Source organism: Microbacterium martis, from assembly GCF_047246685.1.
Taxonomy (GTDB): domain Bacteria; phylum Actinomycetota; class Actinomycetes; order Actinomycetales; family Microbacteriaceae; genus Microbacterium.
Window position 1 is genome coordinate 780,427 of sequence record NZ_JBFOKT010000002.1, and the last position, 17,941, is coordinate 798,367.

17 protein-coding genes are annotated in these 17,941 nt (G+C 70.7%); 12 read left to right on the plus strand and 5 right to left on the minus strand.

All coding sequences use genetic code 11. The features are described from left to right. Positions 1-12: 12 nt before the first annotated feature. From AB3M90_RS11680 to AB3M90_RS11700, 5 genes are all read left to right on the plus strand, one after another. Positions 13-315 carry a DUF427 domain-containing protein gene (locus AB3M90_RS11680; protein WP_412952116.1) on the plus strand — a complete coding sequence of 101 codons (303 nt, stop codon included), beginning with the start codon at positions 13-15 and terminating at the stop codon, positions 313-315. A gap of 64 nt (positions 316-379) precedes the next feature. After that, on the plus strand, positions 380-1,267 hold the full coding sequence (locus AB3M90_RS11685) for an ABC transporter ATP-binding protein (protein ID WP_412952118.1): 888 nt from the start codon (positions 380-382) through the stop codon (positions 1,265-1,267). Then, positions 1,264-1,944: an ABC transporter permease gene (locus AB3M90_RS11690; RefSeq protein WP_412952120.1), complete on the plus strand. Its 681-nt coding sequence runs from the start codon at positions 1,264-1,266 to the stop codon at positions 1,942-1,944. Before AB3M90_RS11685 ends, AB3M90_RS11690 begins: the two co-directional genes overlap by 4 nt. Beyond that, positions 1,941-2,669, plus strand: coding sequence for an ABC transporter permease (locus AB3M90_RS11695; RefSeq protein WP_412952122.1), 729 nt, complete (start codon positions 1,941-1,943; stop codon positions 2,667-2,669). The genes AB3M90_RS11690 and AB3M90_RS11695 overlap by 4 nt, the downstream gene beginning before the upstream one ends. A 46-nt stretch (positions 2,670-2,715) precedes the next feature. Next, on the plus strand, positions 2,716-3,639 hold the full coding sequence (locus tag AB3M90_RS11700) for an ABC transporter substrate-binding protein (RefSeq protein ID WP_412952124.1): 924 nt from the start codon (positions 2,716-2,718) through the stop codon (positions 3,637-3,639). Between the two features lie 118 nt (positions 3,640-3,757). Here the strand turns inward: AB3M90_RS11700 and AB3M90_RS11705 are convergent, their stop codons facing one another. Continuing rightward, the gene (locus tag AB3M90_RS11705; RefSeq protein WP_412952126.1) at positions 3,758-4,936 is read right to left on the minus strand and encodes an AI-2E family transporter; all 1,179 of its coding nucleotides are present in this window, start codon (positions 4,934-4,936) and stop codon (positions 3,758-3,760) included. Positions 4,937-4,996: 60 nt separating this feature from the next. Here AB3M90_RS11705 and AB3M90_RS11710 point away from each other — a divergent pair, with 60 nt between their 5' ends. Then, the gene (locus tag AB3M90_RS11710; protein ID WP_412952128.1) at positions 4,997-5,296 is read left to right on the plus strand and encodes a chorismate mutase; all 300 of its coding nucleotides are present in this window, start codon (positions 4,997-4,999) and stop codon (positions 5,294-5,296) included. A 22-nt stretch (positions 5,297-5,318) separates the two neighbouring features. Then, a complete protein-coding gene (locus tag AB3M90_RS11715; protein ID WP_412952130.1) occupies positions 5,319-6,479 on the plus strand; it encodes an ROK family protein in 1,161 nt (386 codons plus the stop codon). Between the two features lie 45 nt (positions 6,480-6,524). Here AB3M90_RS11715 and AB3M90_RS11720 read toward each other — a convergent pair whose 3' ends face one another. Genes AB3M90_RS11720 through AB3M90_RS11730 form a run of 3 tightly spaced genes read right to left on the minus strand, consistent with a single transcriptional unit; the run spans position 6,525 to position 9,701 of the window. Continuing rightward, positions 6,525-7,454: a carbohydrate ABC transporter permease gene (locus AB3M90_RS11720; protein WP_412952132.1), complete on the minus strand. Its 930-nt coding sequence runs from the start codon at positions 7,452-7,454 to the stop codon at positions 6,525-6,527. A gap of 2 nt (positions 7,455-7,456) precedes the next feature. Further along, entirely contained in the window at positions 7,457-8,425 is a 969-nt protein-coding gene (locus AB3M90_RS11725) for a carbohydrate ABC transporter permease (protein WP_412952134.1), read from the minus strand. Positions 8,426-8,456: 31 nt separating this feature from the next. After that, positions 8,457-9,701 (minus strand): extracellular solute-binding protein, encoded by a 1,245-nt coding sequence (locus AB3M90_RS11730; protein ID WP_412952136.1) that lies wholly within the window; start codon positions 9,699-9,701, stop codon positions 8,457-8,459. Positions 9,702-10,020: 319 nt separating this feature from the next. Between AB3M90_RS11730 and AB3M90_RS11735 the strand changes: the two genes are divergently transcribed. Genes AB3M90_RS11735 through AB3M90_RS11755 form a run of 5 tightly spaced genes read left to right on the plus strand, consistent with a single transcriptional unit; the run spans position 10,021 to position 14,514 of the window. After that, complete coding sequence (locus AB3M90_RS11735) at positions 10,021-10,920, plus strand: SIS domain-containing protein (protein WP_412952138.1); 900 nt, start codon at positions 10,021-10,023, stop codon at positions 10,918-10,920. A gap of 22 nt (positions 10,921-10,942) precedes the next feature. Continuing rightward, the gene (locus AB3M90_RS11740; RefSeq protein WP_412952140.1) at positions 10,943-11,932 is read left to right on the plus strand and encodes an ROK family protein; all 990 of its coding nucleotides are present in this window, start codon (positions 10,943-10,945) and stop codon (positions 11,930-11,932) included. Then, the gene (locus AB3M90_RS11745; protein WP_412952142.1) at positions 11,929-12,873 is read left to right on the plus strand and encodes a 1-phosphofructokinase family hexose kinase; all 945 of its coding nucleotides are present in this window, start codon (positions 11,929-11,931) and stop codon (positions 12,871-12,873) included. The genes AB3M90_RS11740 and AB3M90_RS11745 overlap by 4 nt, the downstream gene beginning before the upstream one ends. Before the next feature lie 10 nt (positions 12,874-12,883). Continuing rightward, positions 12,884-13,741, plus strand: a complete 858-nt coding sequence (locus tag AB3M90_RS11750) for a class II fructose-bisphosphate aldolase (RefSeq protein ID WP_412952144.1) — start codon at positions 12,884-12,886, stop codon at positions 13,739-13,741. Next, positions 13,738-14,514: a DeoR/GlpR family DNA-binding transcription regulator gene (locus AB3M90_RS11755; protein WP_412952146.1), complete on the plus strand. Its 777-nt coding sequence runs from the start codon at positions 13,738-13,740 to the stop codon at positions 14,512-14,514. The genes AB3M90_RS11750 and AB3M90_RS11755 overlap by 4 nt, the downstream gene beginning before the upstream one ends. Before the next feature lie 301 nt (positions 14,515-14,815). Here the strand turns inward: AB3M90_RS11755 and AB3M90_RS11760 are convergent, their stop codons facing one another. Further along, positions 14,816-17,341: a CHAT domain-containing protein gene (locus AB3M90_RS11760; protein ID WP_412952148.1), complete on the minus strand. Its 2,526-nt coding sequence runs from the start codon at positions 17,339-17,341 to the stop codon at positions 14,816-14,818. Between the last annotated feature and the right edge of the window lie 600 nt (positions 17,342-17,941).

Sequence of the window (17,941 nt, forward strand, 5' to 3'; positions counted from 1 at the left end):
GGAGGTACGACCATGAAGGCTGTACTCGCAGGAACCGTCATCGCCGAGGCCGACGAGAGCGATCTCGTCCGCATCGAGGGGAACTGGTACTTCCCTCCGGCATCCGTCACGCCCGGGGCGCTCGTCGAGAGCCCGACCCCGTACACGTGTCCGTGGAAGGGGGAGGCGCAGTACTGGTCGGTGCAGGCCGGCGACGCGCTGCACGAAGACCACGCCTGGTCGTACCCCACCCCCTACCCCTCCGCCTTCGACCGCGTCGGCACGGACTTCTCCGGCTACGTCGCGTTCGACCCTCGCGTGCAGATCTCCGAATGACCACGGTCTGCCGGCGCCGGGGCGCCGATGCACGTCTCGTCGATCGACCGACTGGAGAGTAGTCATGATCGAATTCCGCCACGTCACCAAGCGCTTCCCCGACGGCACGCTGGCCGTCGACGACTTCAGCCTGGTGCTGCCGTCGCGGAAGACGACCGTGTTCGTCGGCTCGTCGGGCTGCGGCAAGACCACGCTGCTCCGCATGGTCAACCGCATGGTCGAGCCGACCTCGGGCGAGGTCGAGATCGACGGCGAGAGCGTGCTGGGCGGCGACCCGGTGGCCCTGCGCCGTCGCATCGGCTACGTCATGCAGAACTCCGGCCTCATGCCGCACTTCACGGTGATCGACAACGTCGCCACGGTGCTGCGCCTCACCGGGGTGAAGAAGTCGGCCGCCCACCAGCGCGCGCGCGAGCTGCTGACCACGGTCGGCCTCGACCAGTCCCTCGCCGAGCGCTACCCGAGCCAGCTCTCGGGCGGGCAGCAGCAGCGCGTGGGCGTGGCCCGCGGGTTGGCCGCCGACCCGAACATCCTGCTCATGGACGAGCCCTTCGGCGCCGTCGACCCGATCGTCCGCGCCGACCTGCAGCAGGAGACGCTCCGGCTGCAGCGCGAGCTCGACAAGACGGTCGTGTTCGTCACGCACGACATCGACGAGGCGTTCCTGCTCGGCGACCAGGTCGTGATCCTCGACAAGGGCGCACGCATCGTGCAGGTCGGCAGCCCGAGCGAGATCATCGAGAACCCCGCCGACGACTTCGTCGCGTCGTTCATCGGCGCCGATCGCGGCCGCCGGGCGCTCCACCTGAAAGAGACGCCGCAGGGCACTGTGGTCGTCGATTCCGAGGGGCGCACCCAGGGCGCGATCGTCGCCGATGCCGAACGAGCAGACGGGCCGCTGGCCGGTCCGGATGCCGCGGCGCTCGATGCCGTGCAGGGCGGCGCCGCGTGAACTGGGTCGTCGACAACCTCGGTCTGATCCTCGAGCTCACGCTGGTGCACCTGCGCCAGAGCATCATCCCGATCGTGCTCGGCTTCGTGCTCTCGCTGCCGCTCGGCTGGATCGCGTGGCGGTACCGGCTCGTGCGGGGTCCGATCATCGTGCTCACCGGACTCCTCTACACGATCCCGTCGCTCGCGCTGCTGATCCTGCTCCCGTCGGTGGCGGGCTATTCCGCCCGCAGTGAGACGAACCTCATCATCGCGCTGACGATCTACGCGATCGCGATCCTCGTCCGTGCGGTCTCCGACGGGCTCGACTCGGTCGACGACGACGTGCGCCAGGCGGCCACGGCGACCGGCTTCGCGCCGTTCCGCCGGTTCTGGGCGGTCGAGTTCCCGCTCGCGGGACCGGTGATCCTCGCCGGTCTCCGCGTCACCGCGGTGAGCACCATCTCGCTCGCGACCGTCGGCATCCTCATCGGTGTCACCAACCTCGGCTACCTGTTCACCAACGGCCTCGATCGTCGCATCATCGCCGAGGTCTTCGCGGGCATCATCGCCGTGGTCGTGATCGCCCTCCTGATCGACCTGGCGCTGCTGCTGCTCGGCCGCCTGCTGATGCCGTGGACGCGCGCGGCCACGCGCTCGACCGCCGCGCGTTCCCTCGCGGTGGGAGCCCCCGCATGAACCTTTTCCTCGAGGCGTTCGCCTGGATGGCCGCTCCCGCCCAGTGGACGGGCAATTACGCTCTGCCGAAGCTGCTGCTGGAGCATCTGACGCTGACGGCGGTGTCGGTGCTCATCGCCGCCGCGATCGCCGTCCCGGCCGGGTGGCTCATCGGTCACACGGGCAAGGGGCGCGAGATCGCCGTCGCCATCTCGGGGGCGGCGCGCGCGATCCCCGCGTTCGGCCTCATGATCCTCCTGGTCCTCCTGCTCGGCGTGCTCCGCGTGCCCGAGGCGGCCGTCATCACATTCGTGCTCCTCGCGATCCCGTCGCTCCTCGCCGGCGCCTACACGGGCCTCGAGGCGATCGACCGCCGGGTGCTCGATGCGGCGAAGGCGATGGGCATGACGGGGTGGCAGGTGTTCTGGAAGGTCGAGGTGCCGCTCGGGCTGCCGCTGCTCGTCGGCGGCATCCGTTCCGCCCTCCTGCAGGTGATCGCCACGGTGACGATCGCGGCCTACGTGAACCTCGGCGGCCTGGGGTATCCGATCATCCAGGGAATCCCGCTGCAGAAGTTCGATCAGGTGCTCGCCGGAGCGATCCTGGTCGCCGTGCTCGCCCTGCTGGTCGATCTGCTGCTCGCCGCCGCGCAGCACGCCGCCGTTCCCGCCGGTCTGCGCGAGCGCCGGCCCCCGCGGCGACGCGAGCGCGCCGCCGCCCCGGCCGCCGCATCCGCCGCCGCCTGACCCACGACCCGTCGTTCCACACAGCAGTCCAGAGAAGAGGAAGTCCATGTTCACAGCACGACGCAAGCGCACCGTCCTGGCCGTCGGCCTCATCGCCGCGGCGACCATCGCCCTGTCGGCCTGCGGCTCGAGCAACCCGCTCGACGAGCCGACCGACTCGAACGAAGGCTCGGGTGGCGGCGACACCATCGTCATCGGCTCCCAGGCGTACTACTCCAACGAGATCATCGCCGAGATCTACGCCCAGGCGCTCGAGGCCGACGGCCACACGGTCGACCGTCAGTTCAGCATCGGCCAGCGCGACGCCTATATGCCCGACGTCGAGTCGGGCGCCATCAACGTGTTCCCCGAGTACACGGGCAGCCTCCTCGAGTTCATCTCAGACGACGAGATCGACGTCACGAGCCCCGACGACGTGTACGCCGCCCTGCAGGACGCGCTGCCCGAAGGCCTCACCGCCCTCGACTTCGCCGAGGCCACCGACCAGGACTCCTACACCGTGCTCAAGAGCTTCGCCGACGAGAACGGCCTGACGAGCATCGGCGACCTGGCGAAGGTGACCTCGCCGGTCACGATCGGCGCGGCGCCCGAGTTCGAGCAGCGGCCGTACAGCCCGGCGGCCGCCAAGGAGGTGTACGGCGTCGACCTCGCGTTCTCGGCCACCGGTCCGACCACTCTCGAGTCGCTGCTGGCGGGTCAGATCCAGGTGGCCGACATCTACACCGCCGACCCCGCCTTCCAGACCGAGGACATCGTGGCTCTGGAAGACCCGGAGAACCTGATCATCTCGTCGAACGTCGTGCCGATCGTCTCGAGCGACATCGCCGACGAGGTGTCGGATGTGCTGAACGCGATCAGCGCCAAGCTCACGGGTGACGAGCTCGTCGCGCTCAACGTGCAGAGCACGGTCGACCAGAAGTCGGCGTCCGACATCGCCAAGCAGTGGCTGGCCGACAACGACCTCGGCTGAGTCGCCGCCGCTCTTCCCCGCCGAGACCCCCGGCTGCCGCCGAGACCCCGGGCTGCTGACGTCAGCAGCCCGGGGTCTCGGCGCGAAACCGGGGTCTCGGCGGCGAGAGAGAGCGCGGCTACACGCGGGAATCCTGGCGGGGCACCCAGACCTGCTTGATGATGATGAGGAGGGATGCCGTCACCGGCACGGCGACGAGCGCACCGAGGAGCCCGAGCAGCGTTCCGCCGGCGAGCGCGCCGATGACGACGAGCGAGCCGGGGATGGCGATGGCGCGGTTCATGACCCGCGGGGTGAGCACGTACGCCTCGATCTGCATGTAGATCAGGTAGGCGACCGCGAAGACGAGTGCACCGATCGGATTGGTGAACAGGGCGATGCCCGTGCCGATGATCCAGAACAGCACCGGTCCGACGAGCGGGATCAGCGTGATGCAGAAGGCGACCGTCGCCATGAGAGGCGGGAAGGGCAGCCCGAGGAGCAGGTAGAGGAGGAGGGTGAAGACGGCGTTGCAGAAGGCGAGCACCACCATCCCCATCACGTAGCCGCCGATCGAATCGGTGATCTGGTCGGTGATGTCGGAGGCGCGCTGCCGATCACGAGCCGGCGCGAGGCGCAGCAGGCTGCTCTTGATGGTGCTGAGGCTCGCGAGGAAGTACAGCGTCAGCACCAGCACGATGATCGTGCCCGAGATGCCCGTGGCGATCGACGCGCCGATCCTGAGGGCGCCGCCCCCGATCGTGGCGAGGTTGCCCACGTCGGAGAGGAACCGCTGCACCTCGCCGATCAGGTCTTGGAACTGCTCGCCGAACCGGTCTGCGAGCGTCGCGTAGAGGTCGCTCTTGGTGAACTCCTTGACCATCGACGGAACCGAGGCGACGAAGCTCGAGATCTGCTCGACCACGATCGGGATGACCATCCACAGCAGCAGCCCCACGACGACGATGAGCCCGAGGATCACGACGACGACGGCCATCACGCGTCTCATGCCGCGGCGCTCGAGGAAGCGCACGGCCGGGTCGAGGCCGAGCGCCGCGAACAGGGCGAGGGCGATGTAGATGAGCACCGTCGAGAGGTTCGCGAGGGCGAGCCCGAGCAACACCGCGCCGAGTCCGCCGAGCGTGACGAGGAAGCCGAAGACGAACGGACGATCGATGCGCGTCCACGCCGGGCCGCGGCGGACGGCACCAGGTGCGGGATCGACCGCAGGGGAAGGGGGCTCGGATGCCGGCGAGGAGGAGGACTCGGATGCCGTCGCGGCGACGGGCTCGGACGCCGGCGGCTCTGCGGTGCTCATGTGCTCACGATAGCGTCGGCACCCCGCGGGCGAGTGCTGCAGCGGCCCTAGAGTAGGGGCATGAACGCCGCTGAAGACCCGCAGGCCGAACTGCTCCGACTTCGCGCCAGCATCGACAACATCGACGCCGCGCTGATCTTCATGCTGGCCGAGCGCTTCCGCGCCACGCAGCAGGTCGGTCACCTCAAGGCCCACCATGCGATGCCGGCATCCGACCCGCGTCGCGAGGAGCAGCAGGTCGCGCGCCTGCGGGCTCTCGCGGAAGAGGCGCATCTCGACCCCGAGTTCGCCGAGAAGTGGTTCAACTTCGTGGTGGCCGAGGTCATCCGCCATCACACCGAGGCCGCCGAGGGGCGGTGACGATCGCGCCGAACGGAGCGAGATGCGGAACACGGATGACGGGCTCGACACGCAGTCCTCGCTGCGCCGGTCGAACCTGCGCCGGGCGCTGCAGCTCGTCTTTCGCGAGTCGGGTTCCCAGACCCGCGCGGGCATCGCTCGGGCGACGGGCCTGACCGCGGCGACGGCGTCATCTCTGGTGGCCGAGCTGCTCGACGAGCGGCTGATCGTCGAGGGCGAGCAGGCGGCCAGCACGGGAGGGAAGCGGGCCACCACGCTCACCGTCGACGGCCGGCATCATCAGATCGTCGTGCTCGTGCTCCATCCCACCAGCGCCCGCATCGCGCTGATGGCGCTCGACGGAGCGGAGGTCGAGTCGCGCACGCTCGAGTACACCGTCGACGAACGCGATCGCGCCCTCGACGACGCCCTCGCCATGGTCGCGGATGCCGGGGGCGATCGCCTGCTGGCGGCGGGAGTGCAGATCCCCGGGACGACCGACGGCCGCTCGGTGCTCGAGAGCGTGCAGCTCGGCTGGCACGGTGTCGCGCTCGCCGACCGGTTCGAGCGGATGCTGCGCGTGCCCGTCCTGCTCGTGAACGACGTCGACGCCGAAGCGGTGGCCGAGGCGGGCATGGACGAGGCTCCGTCGGGCTACCGCCTCTTCCTTCACATCGGCGGCGGCATCGGCGCCGCGGTGACGCTCGACGGCGAGCTCGCGCCCGGGCCCCGTCACCGCGCCGGTGAGATCGGCCACGTGCAGGTCGTGTTCGGCGACACCGCGCGGCCGTGCCGGTGCGGGCAGCGGGGCTGCCTCGAGTCGGCAGCCGCGCTCGGCGCGATGCTGGGGGACGACTTCTCGGACGCCCTCGACGAGGATCAGCTCCGCGACCTGGTCGCGAGGGCCGATCCGCGGGATCTCCACGAGGGCGCGCGGGCACTGGCGCGGGCGATCAAGCTCCTCAGCGCTCTGCTCGATCCGACCGAGGTCGTCATCGGAGGCCCGGCGACCGTGCTCGGCGATCGTTTCCTCGCTCTCGTGCGTGCCGAGGCCGACTACCCCGCGCGCGGCACCGCGCACGTGCCGGTGCGCTACGCCGACACGCGCGTTCCGGTGGGTGCGGGCGCGGCGCAGGCCGCCCTGACCGCGACGCTCGGCGTGCGATGGAGTCCGCAGCAGCTGCTGCCGCATCCGTCGTCCTGATGCCGGACGCGGGTCGCGACCGGCCCGGCGGATCGGGATGGCGGGTTACTTCACGCTGCCGGCCGTGAGGCCGCCGACGAGGCGCTTCTCGATGAGCATGAACAGGATGACCACGGGCAGGATCGCGACGATCGAGACGCCGAACACGTACTGCCAGCTCGTCTCGTACTGACCCACGAACTTGGTGAGCGCAACCGACAGCGGCTGGTTCTTGTCGGTGGACAGGATGACGAGCGATGCCGCGAACTCGTTCCAGCACGCCACGAACGTGAACACGATCGCGGTGACGATGCCGGGCCAGACGAGGGGGAGGTTGATCTTGAACAGCACGGTGAAGCGGCCGGCGCCGTCGATCTGCGCGGCCTCGTCGACCTCTTTCGGGATGCCGGCGAAGAACGAGTGCATGATCCACACGGCGAACGACAGGTTGAAGGCGGCGTTGATGAAGATCATCGCGGCCCAGGTGTCGCCGAGGCCGAGGGTGGTGAACTGCCGGAACAGGCCCGAGGTCAGCACGGCCGGCTGCAGCATCTGCGTGACGATCACGAGGAACAGGAAGACCATACGGCCGGGGAAGCGGAATCGCGCGGTGTAATAGGCCGCCGGCAGCGAGACGAGTAGCACGAGCAGCGTCGCGAACACGGCGATGATGATCGTCGAGATCAGGTTGTAGGGCAGGGGCGTTTCGGGGGTCGACCACATCGAGATGTAGTTCTCCCAGTGCCACTCGGTCGGCAGGTAGGTCGGATCGACGGAGCGGATCTGAGGCTTCGTCTTCACACTCCCGAAGAACATGATCAGGTACGGCAGCACGAAGATCGCGAGCACGAGGAAGCCCGCGGCGGTGCGCAGGATGACGCGGGGGAGCGTGACCTGGTCTTCGGTGTAGCGGCGCTTGCGTCGGTCGAGCGGCGCGGCGCCGCGGCCGGAGCCGGGCTCGGCGGTGGTGAGGAGGGCGGTCTCGGTCACGGTCATGATCAGACCTCCTTCATGGGCTTGACGGTCTTCACGTAGATCGCGACGATCACGATGACGATGAGGAATGCGACCACCGACAGGGCGCTCGCGACGTCGACCTTCTTCTGAAGCTCGATGTACTTGAAGATCATCGTCATGATCGTGTCGGCGCCGTAGCCCGGGATGGATCCGGTCATCACCTTGAGGATCGGCAGCGAGTTGAAGACGTTGATGATGTTGATGAGGATCGCCACCGCGAGGGCGCTCCGCAGCTGGGGGAGGACGATCGACCAGTAGGTACGGGCGGGGCCTGCGCCGTCCATCTTGGCGGCCTCGATCGCGTCGGCGGGCACCGACTGGAGCCCGGCGAGGATCGTGTAGGTGGTGAACGGGAGCGACACGAAGATGGCGATGACGATCGACCAGACGAATGCGGTCGTGGGGTTCTTGGTCCAGCCGTAGCCGACGGAGTCGTCGGACAGCCCGATGTCGTAGAGGAACTTGTTGAACACCCCGAAGTACGGCTCGAGGCTGTAGTAGAACACCATGGTCGTCATGACGACGGATGCCGCCCACGGCACGATCACGGCCATCCGCACGATCTGCCGGCCGGGGAACGCCTTGTTGAGGATCTGCGCGAGCCCGAGCGAGATGATCACGGTGAAGGCGACGACCGTGACGACCCAGACGATGGTGCGCAGGAAGATGGGCCAGAACTCCGCGAAGGCGAACACGGTGGCGAAGTTGTCGAGGCCGACGGAGCCCTTGTCGAGCCCCGACAGCGAGATGTCGCGCGTCGAGTTGTAGAACATGACGCCGGCGGGGAAGAGCACCACGCCGATGATGAGCACCAGCGCGGGCGCAATCCACGGCAGCGCCTGGAGGAGGTCTCTGCCGCCGGAGCGACCGCGCGGCGCGGCATCCGGTGTGGTGCGGGGGCGGCCGTCGGCCGCCCCCGCGAGGTTCGAGGACTCTGTCGTCTGGCTCATGGGAATACCCGAACCTCTCCGTTCGGCGGACTCAGCCCGCGTCGACCTGGGCCTGGATCTCGGTCAGCACGTCCTGCGCCGGCTTCGACTGCAGCTGGCCGAAGAGCGACTTTAACGCACCGTCGGTGGCCGACCACTTCGGGTTCGTCGACGGGTAGAACTGCGCGTCGGGGAGCACCTCGAGGAACGGCGCGAGCGCCTCCTCGCTCGACAGCTGCTCGGAGCCCGACTTGGTGACGGGGAGGAAGCCCTCGGCCTGCACCCACGGCACGTACACGTCGGCCGAGTAGTAGTAGTCGAAGAACTTACGTATCGCCTCCTGCTTGTCGCCGTCGTTCTGGAAGGCCATGAGCTGGTCCATCACGCCGAGCGTGAAAGGCGAGCCGTCCTTCGTCGGGATCGGGACGATCGAGTAGTCGAGCTCGGGGTTGTTCTCGGCGATCTGGCCGACCGTCGGCGGGAGGCCGACCTGCATGCCGATCTTGCCCTGGATGAAGATGTCCATCAGCGGCGAGCGCTGCGTGGAGCCGGGGTCGGCCTGCGTCGCGCCGGCGTCGATCATCTTCTTGATCTGCTCCGCGCCGGCGAGGTTCTCCGGGGTGTCGATGGTGATCTCGGAGGCGTCTCCGAACGATCCGCCGCCACCCCACAGCCACACGGCGGCCTCGGCCTGCGCCTCTTCGGAACCGAGCGGCATGCCGTACCCGGCGACGCCGCCGCCGAGGGCGGAGATCTTGGTCGCGGCGTCGAGGAGCGAGTCCCAGTCGGTCGGCGCCTCGGCGCCCGCCTGCTGGAGGAGCGTGTTGTTGACGAACAGCGCGCGCGCCGACGCGATCAGCGGCAGCGCGTAGGCGGTGCCGTCGACCTCGGCGTTCTTCAGGAACGACTCCTGGAAGTCGGAGTAGGTCTCCTCCGAGACGACGTCCTCGACCGGGTAGAGCAGCTCGTCGCCGACGAAGCCCGCGAAGGGGCCGCCGTTGTAGATGTCGGGGGCCTCGTTCGCCTGGATCTTGGTCGAGACGACCTTCTCGAGGTTGTCCCACGACTGCACCTCGAGCTCGACCTTGATGTCGGGGTTGGCCTTCTCGAACCCGTCGATCACCGTCTCCCAGTTGGCCTTGGTGCCGTCGGAGTAGCTGGGGACGAGGAGGTCGAGCGTGGTCGAGCCCTCCGCGTCGCCGCCGTCGCCGGACGATCCGCCGAACCCGCACGAAGCGAGCGAGAGCGTGGCGACGGCCGCGATGGCGGCGGCACCGAACCGCAGTGACTTCTTCATGTGTATCGCATTCCTCACTGTGAGTGTCCGCTCCGCAGGCGGTGATCGTCTCCGGACGGGATGGTGCACAGTCGCAAGCACATCACGCGACGGTGCGTGTGACCGCGCCGCCGGGTGGCGATGCGGACCTCCGAGTTGGGGGCTCGGGTTTCCGATGGCGGTGCTCGCCATCGGGCGGTGAAACTCGTTCCGATTATTTGTCAGGCGAACAAACTAATCAAGCCGAACTCGATGAGGATGTTCGTAGTAGGCATAGTATGATCGAATCGACCAAATAAGAATCACAACTTTGCAACTTCCGTCCACGAGAGGTACATCCATGACCGGCACGCTCCCCGGTGCGCACATGCGCGAAGAACTCCACACCCAGCCCCGGACGTGGGCCACCGCCGCCGATCTGACCGCTGAGCAGCGCACCCTGCCCGCGGCCGGAGCGCGGATCGCCGTCGTCGGCTGCGGCACCTCCTGGTTCATGGCGCAGTCCTACGCCGCGCTGCGCGAGAGCTCGGGGCAGGGCGAGACCGACGCCTTCGCGGCATCCGAGGCGTTCGTCGACCGCGGGTACGACGCCGTCGTCGCCCTCACCCGATCGGGCACCACGACTGAGGTGCTCGAGCTCGTCGACCGCATCAAGGGGCGCGTGCCGACCATCGGCGTCATCGGCGACGCGTCGTCGCCGCTGGTGTCGCTCGTCGACGAGGCGATCCTGCTGCCCTTCGCCGACGAGCAGTCGGTCGTGCAGACCCGCTTCGCGACCACCGCCCTCGCGCTCTTCCGCGCCGCACTCGGACACGACCTCACCGCCGCGATCGCCGACGCCACGGCCGTGCTCACCGAAGCCGACGACGACGCCGACCTCCGCGAGGCCGAGCAGTACACCTTCCTCGGCCGCGGGTGGACGATCGGTCTCGCTCACGAAGCCGCCCTCAAGCTGCGCGAGTCGTCGCAGTCATGGACCGAGTCGTACCCGTCGATGGACTACCGCCACGGCCCGATCGCCATCGCCGCGCCCGGCCGCGTCACCTGGCACTTCGGCGACGCGCCCGAGGGACTGGCCGACCAGGTGAGCGCCACCGGTGCCCGCTTCGAGCATCGGGCGATCGACCCCATGGCCGACCTCGTGCGCCTGCACCGCGTCGCGCTCGACCGCGCGCTGAGCCGCGGCCTCGACCCCGACCAGCCGCGCAACCTCACGCGATCCGTCATCCTGGATGCATGACCGATCACTCCCGGAGCCGACGATGACCGGATCTGACGCGGCATCCGTCGCCGACGGCGGGCGCGGCACGGCGGGCGGAACGCCGGCCTCCCCGCCGATGCTCGGCGCCGGAGCGGCCGTGCTCGCGTTCGACGTGGGGGGCACCGACATCAAGTCGGCCCTGTTCGACGAGCGCGGCACGGCGCTCGGACTGCGCCGGACGCCGACCCCGGTCGCCGACGGCGACCGTACCTCGGTGGTGCTCGACCGTCTCGATTCGCTCGCGGCCGAGCTCCGGGCGGCGCATCCCGACGTCGTGCCGCAGGCGGCCGGCCTCGTGGTGCCGGGGATCGTCGATCCGGATGCCGGGCTCGGCGTCTTCGCCAGCAACCTCGGCTGGCACGACGCGCCGTTGCGCGAGCTCGCCGCGAAGCGCCTCGGGCTGCCGGTGGCGTTCGATCATGACGTGCGCGCGGCCAGCTGGGCCGAGCGCCGGCTCGGCGGTGCTCGCGACTACGCCGACGCGGTCGTGCTGGTGATCGGCACGGGCATCGCGGGTGCCATCCTCGTCGGCGGCGCGCCGTACACGGCAGGGGGCTACGCCGGTGAGATCGGCCACTCGCCCATCGCCGACGGTCCGATCTGCCCGTGCGGGGCGCGCGGCTGCCTCGAGGCCGTCGCCTCCGCCGGGGCCATCGCGCGGCGCTACCGCGATGCGACAGGAGTCGCCCCCGACGGAGCGAAAGACGTCATCGCCCGAGCGGCCGCCGGCGACCCGGTCGCCGCCGACATCTGGAACTCCGCGCTCGACGCCCTGGCCCTGTCGCTGGCGCAGCTCACCGCGGTCGTCGCCCCGCAGGCCGTCGTCATCGGCGGGGGACTGTCGCGCGCGGGCGGCGCGCTCTTCGACGAGCTCCGCACCCGCCTGGCCGCCCGCCTCAGCTTTCACCGCCTTCCCGTCCTGGTTCCCGCCGAGCTCTCAGGCAACGCGGGACTGATGGGCGCAGCGCTCCGCGCGAGGGGGCTCGCATGATCCTCACCATCACCCCGAACCCGGCGCTCGACCTGACCTGGCGGGTCGACCGACTCATCGAGGGCGGAACCCATCGCGCCGACACCGGAGCCGCCCGAGCCGGCGGCAAAGGCCTCAACGTCGCCCGCGTCGCCCACGCCGCCGGCGCAGAGGTCGTCGCGATCACCACCGCCGGCGGGCGCGTCGGCGAGGAGCTCGCCGCCGAGCTGCGCGCGAGCCGCGTGCCGCACGCCCTGGTGCCGGTGGCCGCCGAGACCCGCCGCAGCATCGCCGTGGTCGACGAGACGCTCGGCGACACGACGATCATCAATGAGCGCGGCGTCAACCCCGCCGACGCCGAGTGGGCGGCACTGCTCGCCGAGGTGGTCGATCGGCTTCCCGCCGCACGCGTGCTCGTGGTGTCGGGCAGCCTGCCCCCCGGTGCGCCCGACACACTGCTGCCCCTGCTCATCGGCGTCGGCGCCGACGCGGGAGTGCCCGTCATCGCCGACACATCGGGGGCCGCTCTGCTGCAGGCGGCGGATGCCGGCGCCACCGTGCTCAAGCCCAACGCGGCCGAACTCACCGACGCCACCGGCATCCTCGACCCCGTCGAGGGCGCACGCTCTCTGATCTCCCGCGGCACCGAGCTGGTCCTGCTGTCGCTCGGCGCCGACGGGATGCTCGCGGTCACGGCATCCGATCTCCTGCACGCCCGGCTCGATCAGCCGCTCGCCGGCAACCCCACCGGGGCCGGCGACGCGGGAGTCGCCGCCTGCGCCGTGCTGTATGCGGAGGGCGTGCGCGATCCCGAGCGGATCCTCCGCCGCGCGACGGCCTGGTCGGCGGCGGCCGTGCTCATGCCGCTCGCCGGAGACATCTCCCCCCGATGGACCGACCTCGAACAGCAGCTGCGCGTCTCGCGCCCCGATCCCGACTCCTTCCGGCCCGCTTCGTCCTGAAAGGACCCCCGTGACCCTCGTCTCCGCCCGCGAACTCGTCGCCGCCGCATCCGCCACCGGCACCGGCATCGGCGCGTTCAACGTGATCCATCTCGAGACCGCCGAAGGGCTCGTGCGCGCCTCCGAACTCGCCCAGCTGCCCGTCATCCTGCAGATCTCGCAGAACTGCGCCGACTACCACGGCGGACTCGAGCCCGTCGCGCTGGCCACGCTCGCGCTCGCCCGGCGTGCGCAGACGCCGGTCGCCGTGCACCTCGACCACGCCGAGCGACCCGAACTGGTCGACGAGGCCGTCTCGCTGGGGTTCGGGTCGGTGATGTTCGACGGCGGCGCCCTGCCCTACGACGAGAACGTCGCCCTCACGGCCGAGGTCGCCGCCCGCGCCCACCGGTCAGGCGTCTACGTCGAGGGCGAGCTGGGCGAGGTCGGCGGGAAGGACGGCGCGCACGCGCCCGGCGTCCGCACCGACCCCGACGAGGCTCGGGCCTTCGTCGCCGCCACCGGTGTCGACGCGCTCGCCGTGGCGGTGGGCTCGTCGCACGCGATGACCGACCGCACCGCGTCGCTCGACCTCGACCTCATCGCCCGCCTGCACGAGGCCCTTCCGGTGCCGCTCGTGCTGCACGGGTCGTCGGGGGTCGCCGACGCGGTCATCGCCGACGCCGTGCGGGCCGGCATGACGAAGATCAACGTCTCGACGCATCTGAACGGCTTCTTCACGCGCGCCGTGCGGGCGAGGCTCGATGCCGACCAGCGACTGGTCGACTCCCGCAAGTACCTCGCTCCCGCGCGCGATGCGCTGGCCGACGAGGCCGCGCGGATGCTGCGCCTGTTCGCCCTCGCGAGCGCCGACGCGGTGGCGGGATGAAACGAGCGGCGCGGCTGAACGCGATCCTCGACCGGCTCGCCGAGACCGGAGAGGTCACCATCGACGAGCTCGTCGCGCTGTTCGGGGCCTCAGCGGCCACGACCCGACGCGATCTCGACAGCCTCGCCGAGCAGCGCCTGCTCACCCGCACCCACGGCGGCGCGGTCGCGCAGACCGTGGCCTACGAGCTGCCGATCCGGTACAAGAGCCATCTGCGCACGCACGAGAAGGAGAGCATCGCGCAGGTCGCGGCCGCGCTCGTCGCACCGGGAATGGTGGTCGGACTCTCGGGAGGCACGACCACGACCGCGATCGCCGCCGCGCTGGCCGCCCGCGACGACCTCGCCGCCGACGGCGGGATCACGGTCGTCACGAACGCCGTGAACATCGCCGGCCAGCTGGCCACGCGGCCCGACATCAAGGTCGTCGTGACCGGCGGGGTGATCCACTCGCGCAGCTACGAGCTGGTCGGCCCGTTCGTCGAGCAGCTGCTGCGCGGCGTGCGTCTCGACATCGCCTTCATCGGTGTGAACGGCATGGATGCCGCCGCCGGGGCCACGACGCAGGACGAGCGCGAGGCCGCCGTGAACCGCATGATGGCCGAACGCTCGCGACGCGCCGTCGTCGTCACCGACGGCAGCAAGCTCGGGGTGGCGGCCTTCGCGACGGTCGGGGGCGTCGAGCTCTTTCCCACGGTGATCACCGACTCCGGGGCCGATCCCGACGCGATCGCCGCCCTGCGCGACGCCGGCCACGAGGTGCTGACCGCCTGACGGGGATGTGCTGATCGCCGGACGGCCGGGGTGCTGATCGCCGGACGGCCGGTGGGGGTCGGGCGCACCGGAAGGCCCCGGCGTCCCCAGATCGCCGAGGCCCTGCGAGGATGCCGCGGCCCCCCAGCCGCGACACCCTCGGAGCAGATGGTGTCGTGTCGTGATCCGCGCTCCCCAGCGCGCGGATGTTCCCCGTCGACGGCGCCTCCTCGCATCCCGGTTCCCGAGACCCTTCGCCTGGCACCTTCTGAAAGACAGGAGCGACGGGGGCCCACTCTGATACATCGAATGGAGAAACTCGTCAGAACCCGTTCCCGTGGCAGTGGAACGGCGCGCGCAGACCCGTCGATTCGGCGGCCGACGCCAGCGCGACCACCGGGGCCTCGCCGCGCGCCAGGCCGGCGTGCACCGCGCTGAGCAGTTCGCAGGCGATGTCGTCGGGCACGGCCACCGGCGCCGCGATGACGCAGTCGGCCCCCGCGTGCAGCCAGACCCTCGTCATGCCCAGCGCCTCCTCGCCCCAGCGCACCGAGGAACGCCCGAGTTCGCACGCCGACAGGACGACGGTCGCCGGCACCTGCGGGATCAGATCGACGTCGTAGCCGAACAGGGTGCCGTCGGCCAGCTCGAAGCCCGAGAAGAGGGGGTTGTCGACGGCGTGCCGGCCGTGCGCGGCGATGTGCAGGAGGTCGACGTCGGCCGCGAGGCCGGTGACGGCGGCGACCGTCGCGTCGGAGCCTTCGAGAATCCGGGCGGGGCCGGTGACGATGCGGGCGCCGGGGTCGGCCTCCGGGTCGGTGGTGTCGGTGTGGGGGTCGGGCCGCCAGGCCGCTGCCGCCGCCCGCACCTCCTCGCTCGCCCGCGGCACGCGCGGGCCTGTCGCGAAGCCCACCCGCACCGACACGCCGCCTTCCGGCGCTGCAGAACGCGTTCCGGACAAGTCGTTCACCGCCAGCCAGCGCGACGCCGAGGTCGCCAAAGTGAACGGCATGCCCGACAGGCCGGGCAGCATCGCCCAGGGCACCCCGCCGAGCACGCCGGGGACCGTGATCACCAGCTTCCGCGCGCGCGGAGCCGCCGTGCGCACCGGCATCACGAGCCCGGCGTCGAGCAGGCGCAGTCGCGCCGCCAGCGTGCGCTCGGTCACGGCCCCCATCCGTCCTCCCCGGGTGAGAGCCGCCATGTCGAGGTCGGCCCGGAGCCCGTCGAGCGCCGAGCGCACCGCCGGCCAGGCCAGGTCGACGATGCCCGCCCCCGTGTCGGTCAAGACGACAGCGTGCAGGTCGCTGCCGGTGAAGACGTACGAGAGCAGTGCGGTGTCGTCCGCGAGCGCGGCCGTCGCGTCGTCCAGCCCCCGCCGATGTCGCGCTCCGCCTGACCCCGTCGCCGCCCACTGCCGCTCGCGCACGCGGTCGCGGAGCCGCTGCACTCGCGCATCCGTCGTCCAGTCCTGACCGGCCAGATCTGCGCGCAGCATCCGCAGCTCGGCGAGATCGTCCGCGAGCGCGTCGTCGTGCGGCGGACGCACCGGGGCGACCTGCTGGCTGAGGTGGCGGGCTCGCTCCGACCATTCGAACAGCACGGCGGGGTCGTGCAGTCGGGCGGCCGCGGCGAGGCCGATGAACATCAGATCGCTGCCGTGCATCGCGACCGAGGCCTGAAGGTCGAGGGCGCCGAACGACTGCTGCCACGCGGTGAGCAGGTCGAGTCCGTCGGCCGCGGCGCGCAGGGCGTCGCGATCGCGGCCCCTGCCGACCGCCCGTGCGGCCCGCACCTCGTGCGCGCGCAGCCGAAGCGGAGTGGGGGATGCCGGGTCGATGCGCGGCATCCGTCCACCGCCGTCTCGCCGCGCGCTGAGCCGCAGCGCGGTGGCCTCGGTGCGGAAGCCGCTGCGCTCGAGCGCCTTCGCGATGCGGATGTATTCCGCGGGCTCCACCGGGTGCGTCGGTCGCACGCGCTGGTGAGCCTCGAGGCGCACCGCGTCGGCCCGCGCCGCCCACGCGTGATTGCGCAGCGCGGCGAAGCGTCGTGCGGCCGCGCGCGCGGCCCGCTCGGCGGCGGCAGGATCGTGACGCAGCAGCGACCGCGCGAGGTGGAACTCCGCCTCGGCGCGCGCCTGCCGCATCCGCTGCGCACCGAACGCCCGTGCCGCGCGGGAGAGCAGCTCCTCGGCCTCGGTGGTCAGTCCGGCGTCGCGCAGCACCTCGGCACGGTCGAGGTCGCTGATGGCGGCGGCGAGATCGCTCGTGGCGGCGAGGGTCGCGCGGGAGCGCGTCATGAGCGTGAGCGCCGTGACGAGGTCGCCGTCGAGCAGCGCCGCATATCCGAGGTTGTGCCTGGCCTCCGCCAGCGAGCTCTCATCCCCGGTCGTCTCGTAGACCGCGATCGCGCGCCGCAGATCGTCGGCGCCGGCGCGCAGCTCGTGCCGCTGCATCCGCACCACCGACCGGTTCATCAGGCAGTTCGCGAGCTCGGTCGTCTCGGCGCCCTGAGCCGTGAGTGCGTCGATCGCCCGGCTCAGCGTCGTCTCGGCCTCGTCGAGCCGCCCGCCCTGCATCAGCAGGGTGCCGAGCTGCCCGCTGACCAGGGCGACGGTCTCGTCGTTCAGCCCCGGCCGTCGCAGGGCGGCGCGGCAGAGCTGCTCGGCCTCACCCGGTTCGCCCACCTGCGCCAGCACATAGGCGCAGGTGCCGTCGATGCGGGCACGCAGATCGGGGTCGTCGGTGCGGGCGGCCGCCGTGTCGAGCGCGCGCCGCGCCTGCGTGAACCGCCGCGCGTTGGCGGCTTCGACACCGCGCCGATGCAGCTCGCTCGCGGACAGAGGCATCCGTCCAGGATGCCGTGCCCGGCCGCCCGGCGGAAGAGTGCGCATCCGGTTCGGCATCCGGCGGCGGCGTCCGGGACGGCGTCCGGGGGCTCGGCATCCGGGGGCTCGGCATCCGGGGGCTCGGCATCCGGTTTCATGCGATGGACGTAGGCGGGCAACCTGCAGGTCGGAATCACGGATGCAGGTCGATTCGGCGGGTTTCGACCTGCAAGTGTGTTCTCGACCGACGGATGGACCGACCGACGGACCGGCCGACGGATGGACCGGCCGACGGATGAACCGACCGACCGACGGACCAGGTCGAATGGGTGGGTGGGTGTCGGCGAGGGGCGACGGGTTCACTTGCAGGTCGGAATCACGGATGCAGGTCGATTCGGCGGGTTTCGTCCTGCAGGTGTGTTTTCGACCGACGGATGGACCGGCCGGCGGATGGACCGGCCGACGGATGGACCGACCGACGGATGGACCGGCCGGCGGATGGACCGGCCGGCGGATGGACCGGCCGACGGATGGACCGGCCGAGCGACGGACCAGGTCGAATGGGTGGGTGGGTGTCGGCGAGGGGCGACGGGTTCACTTGCAGGTCGGAATCACGGATGC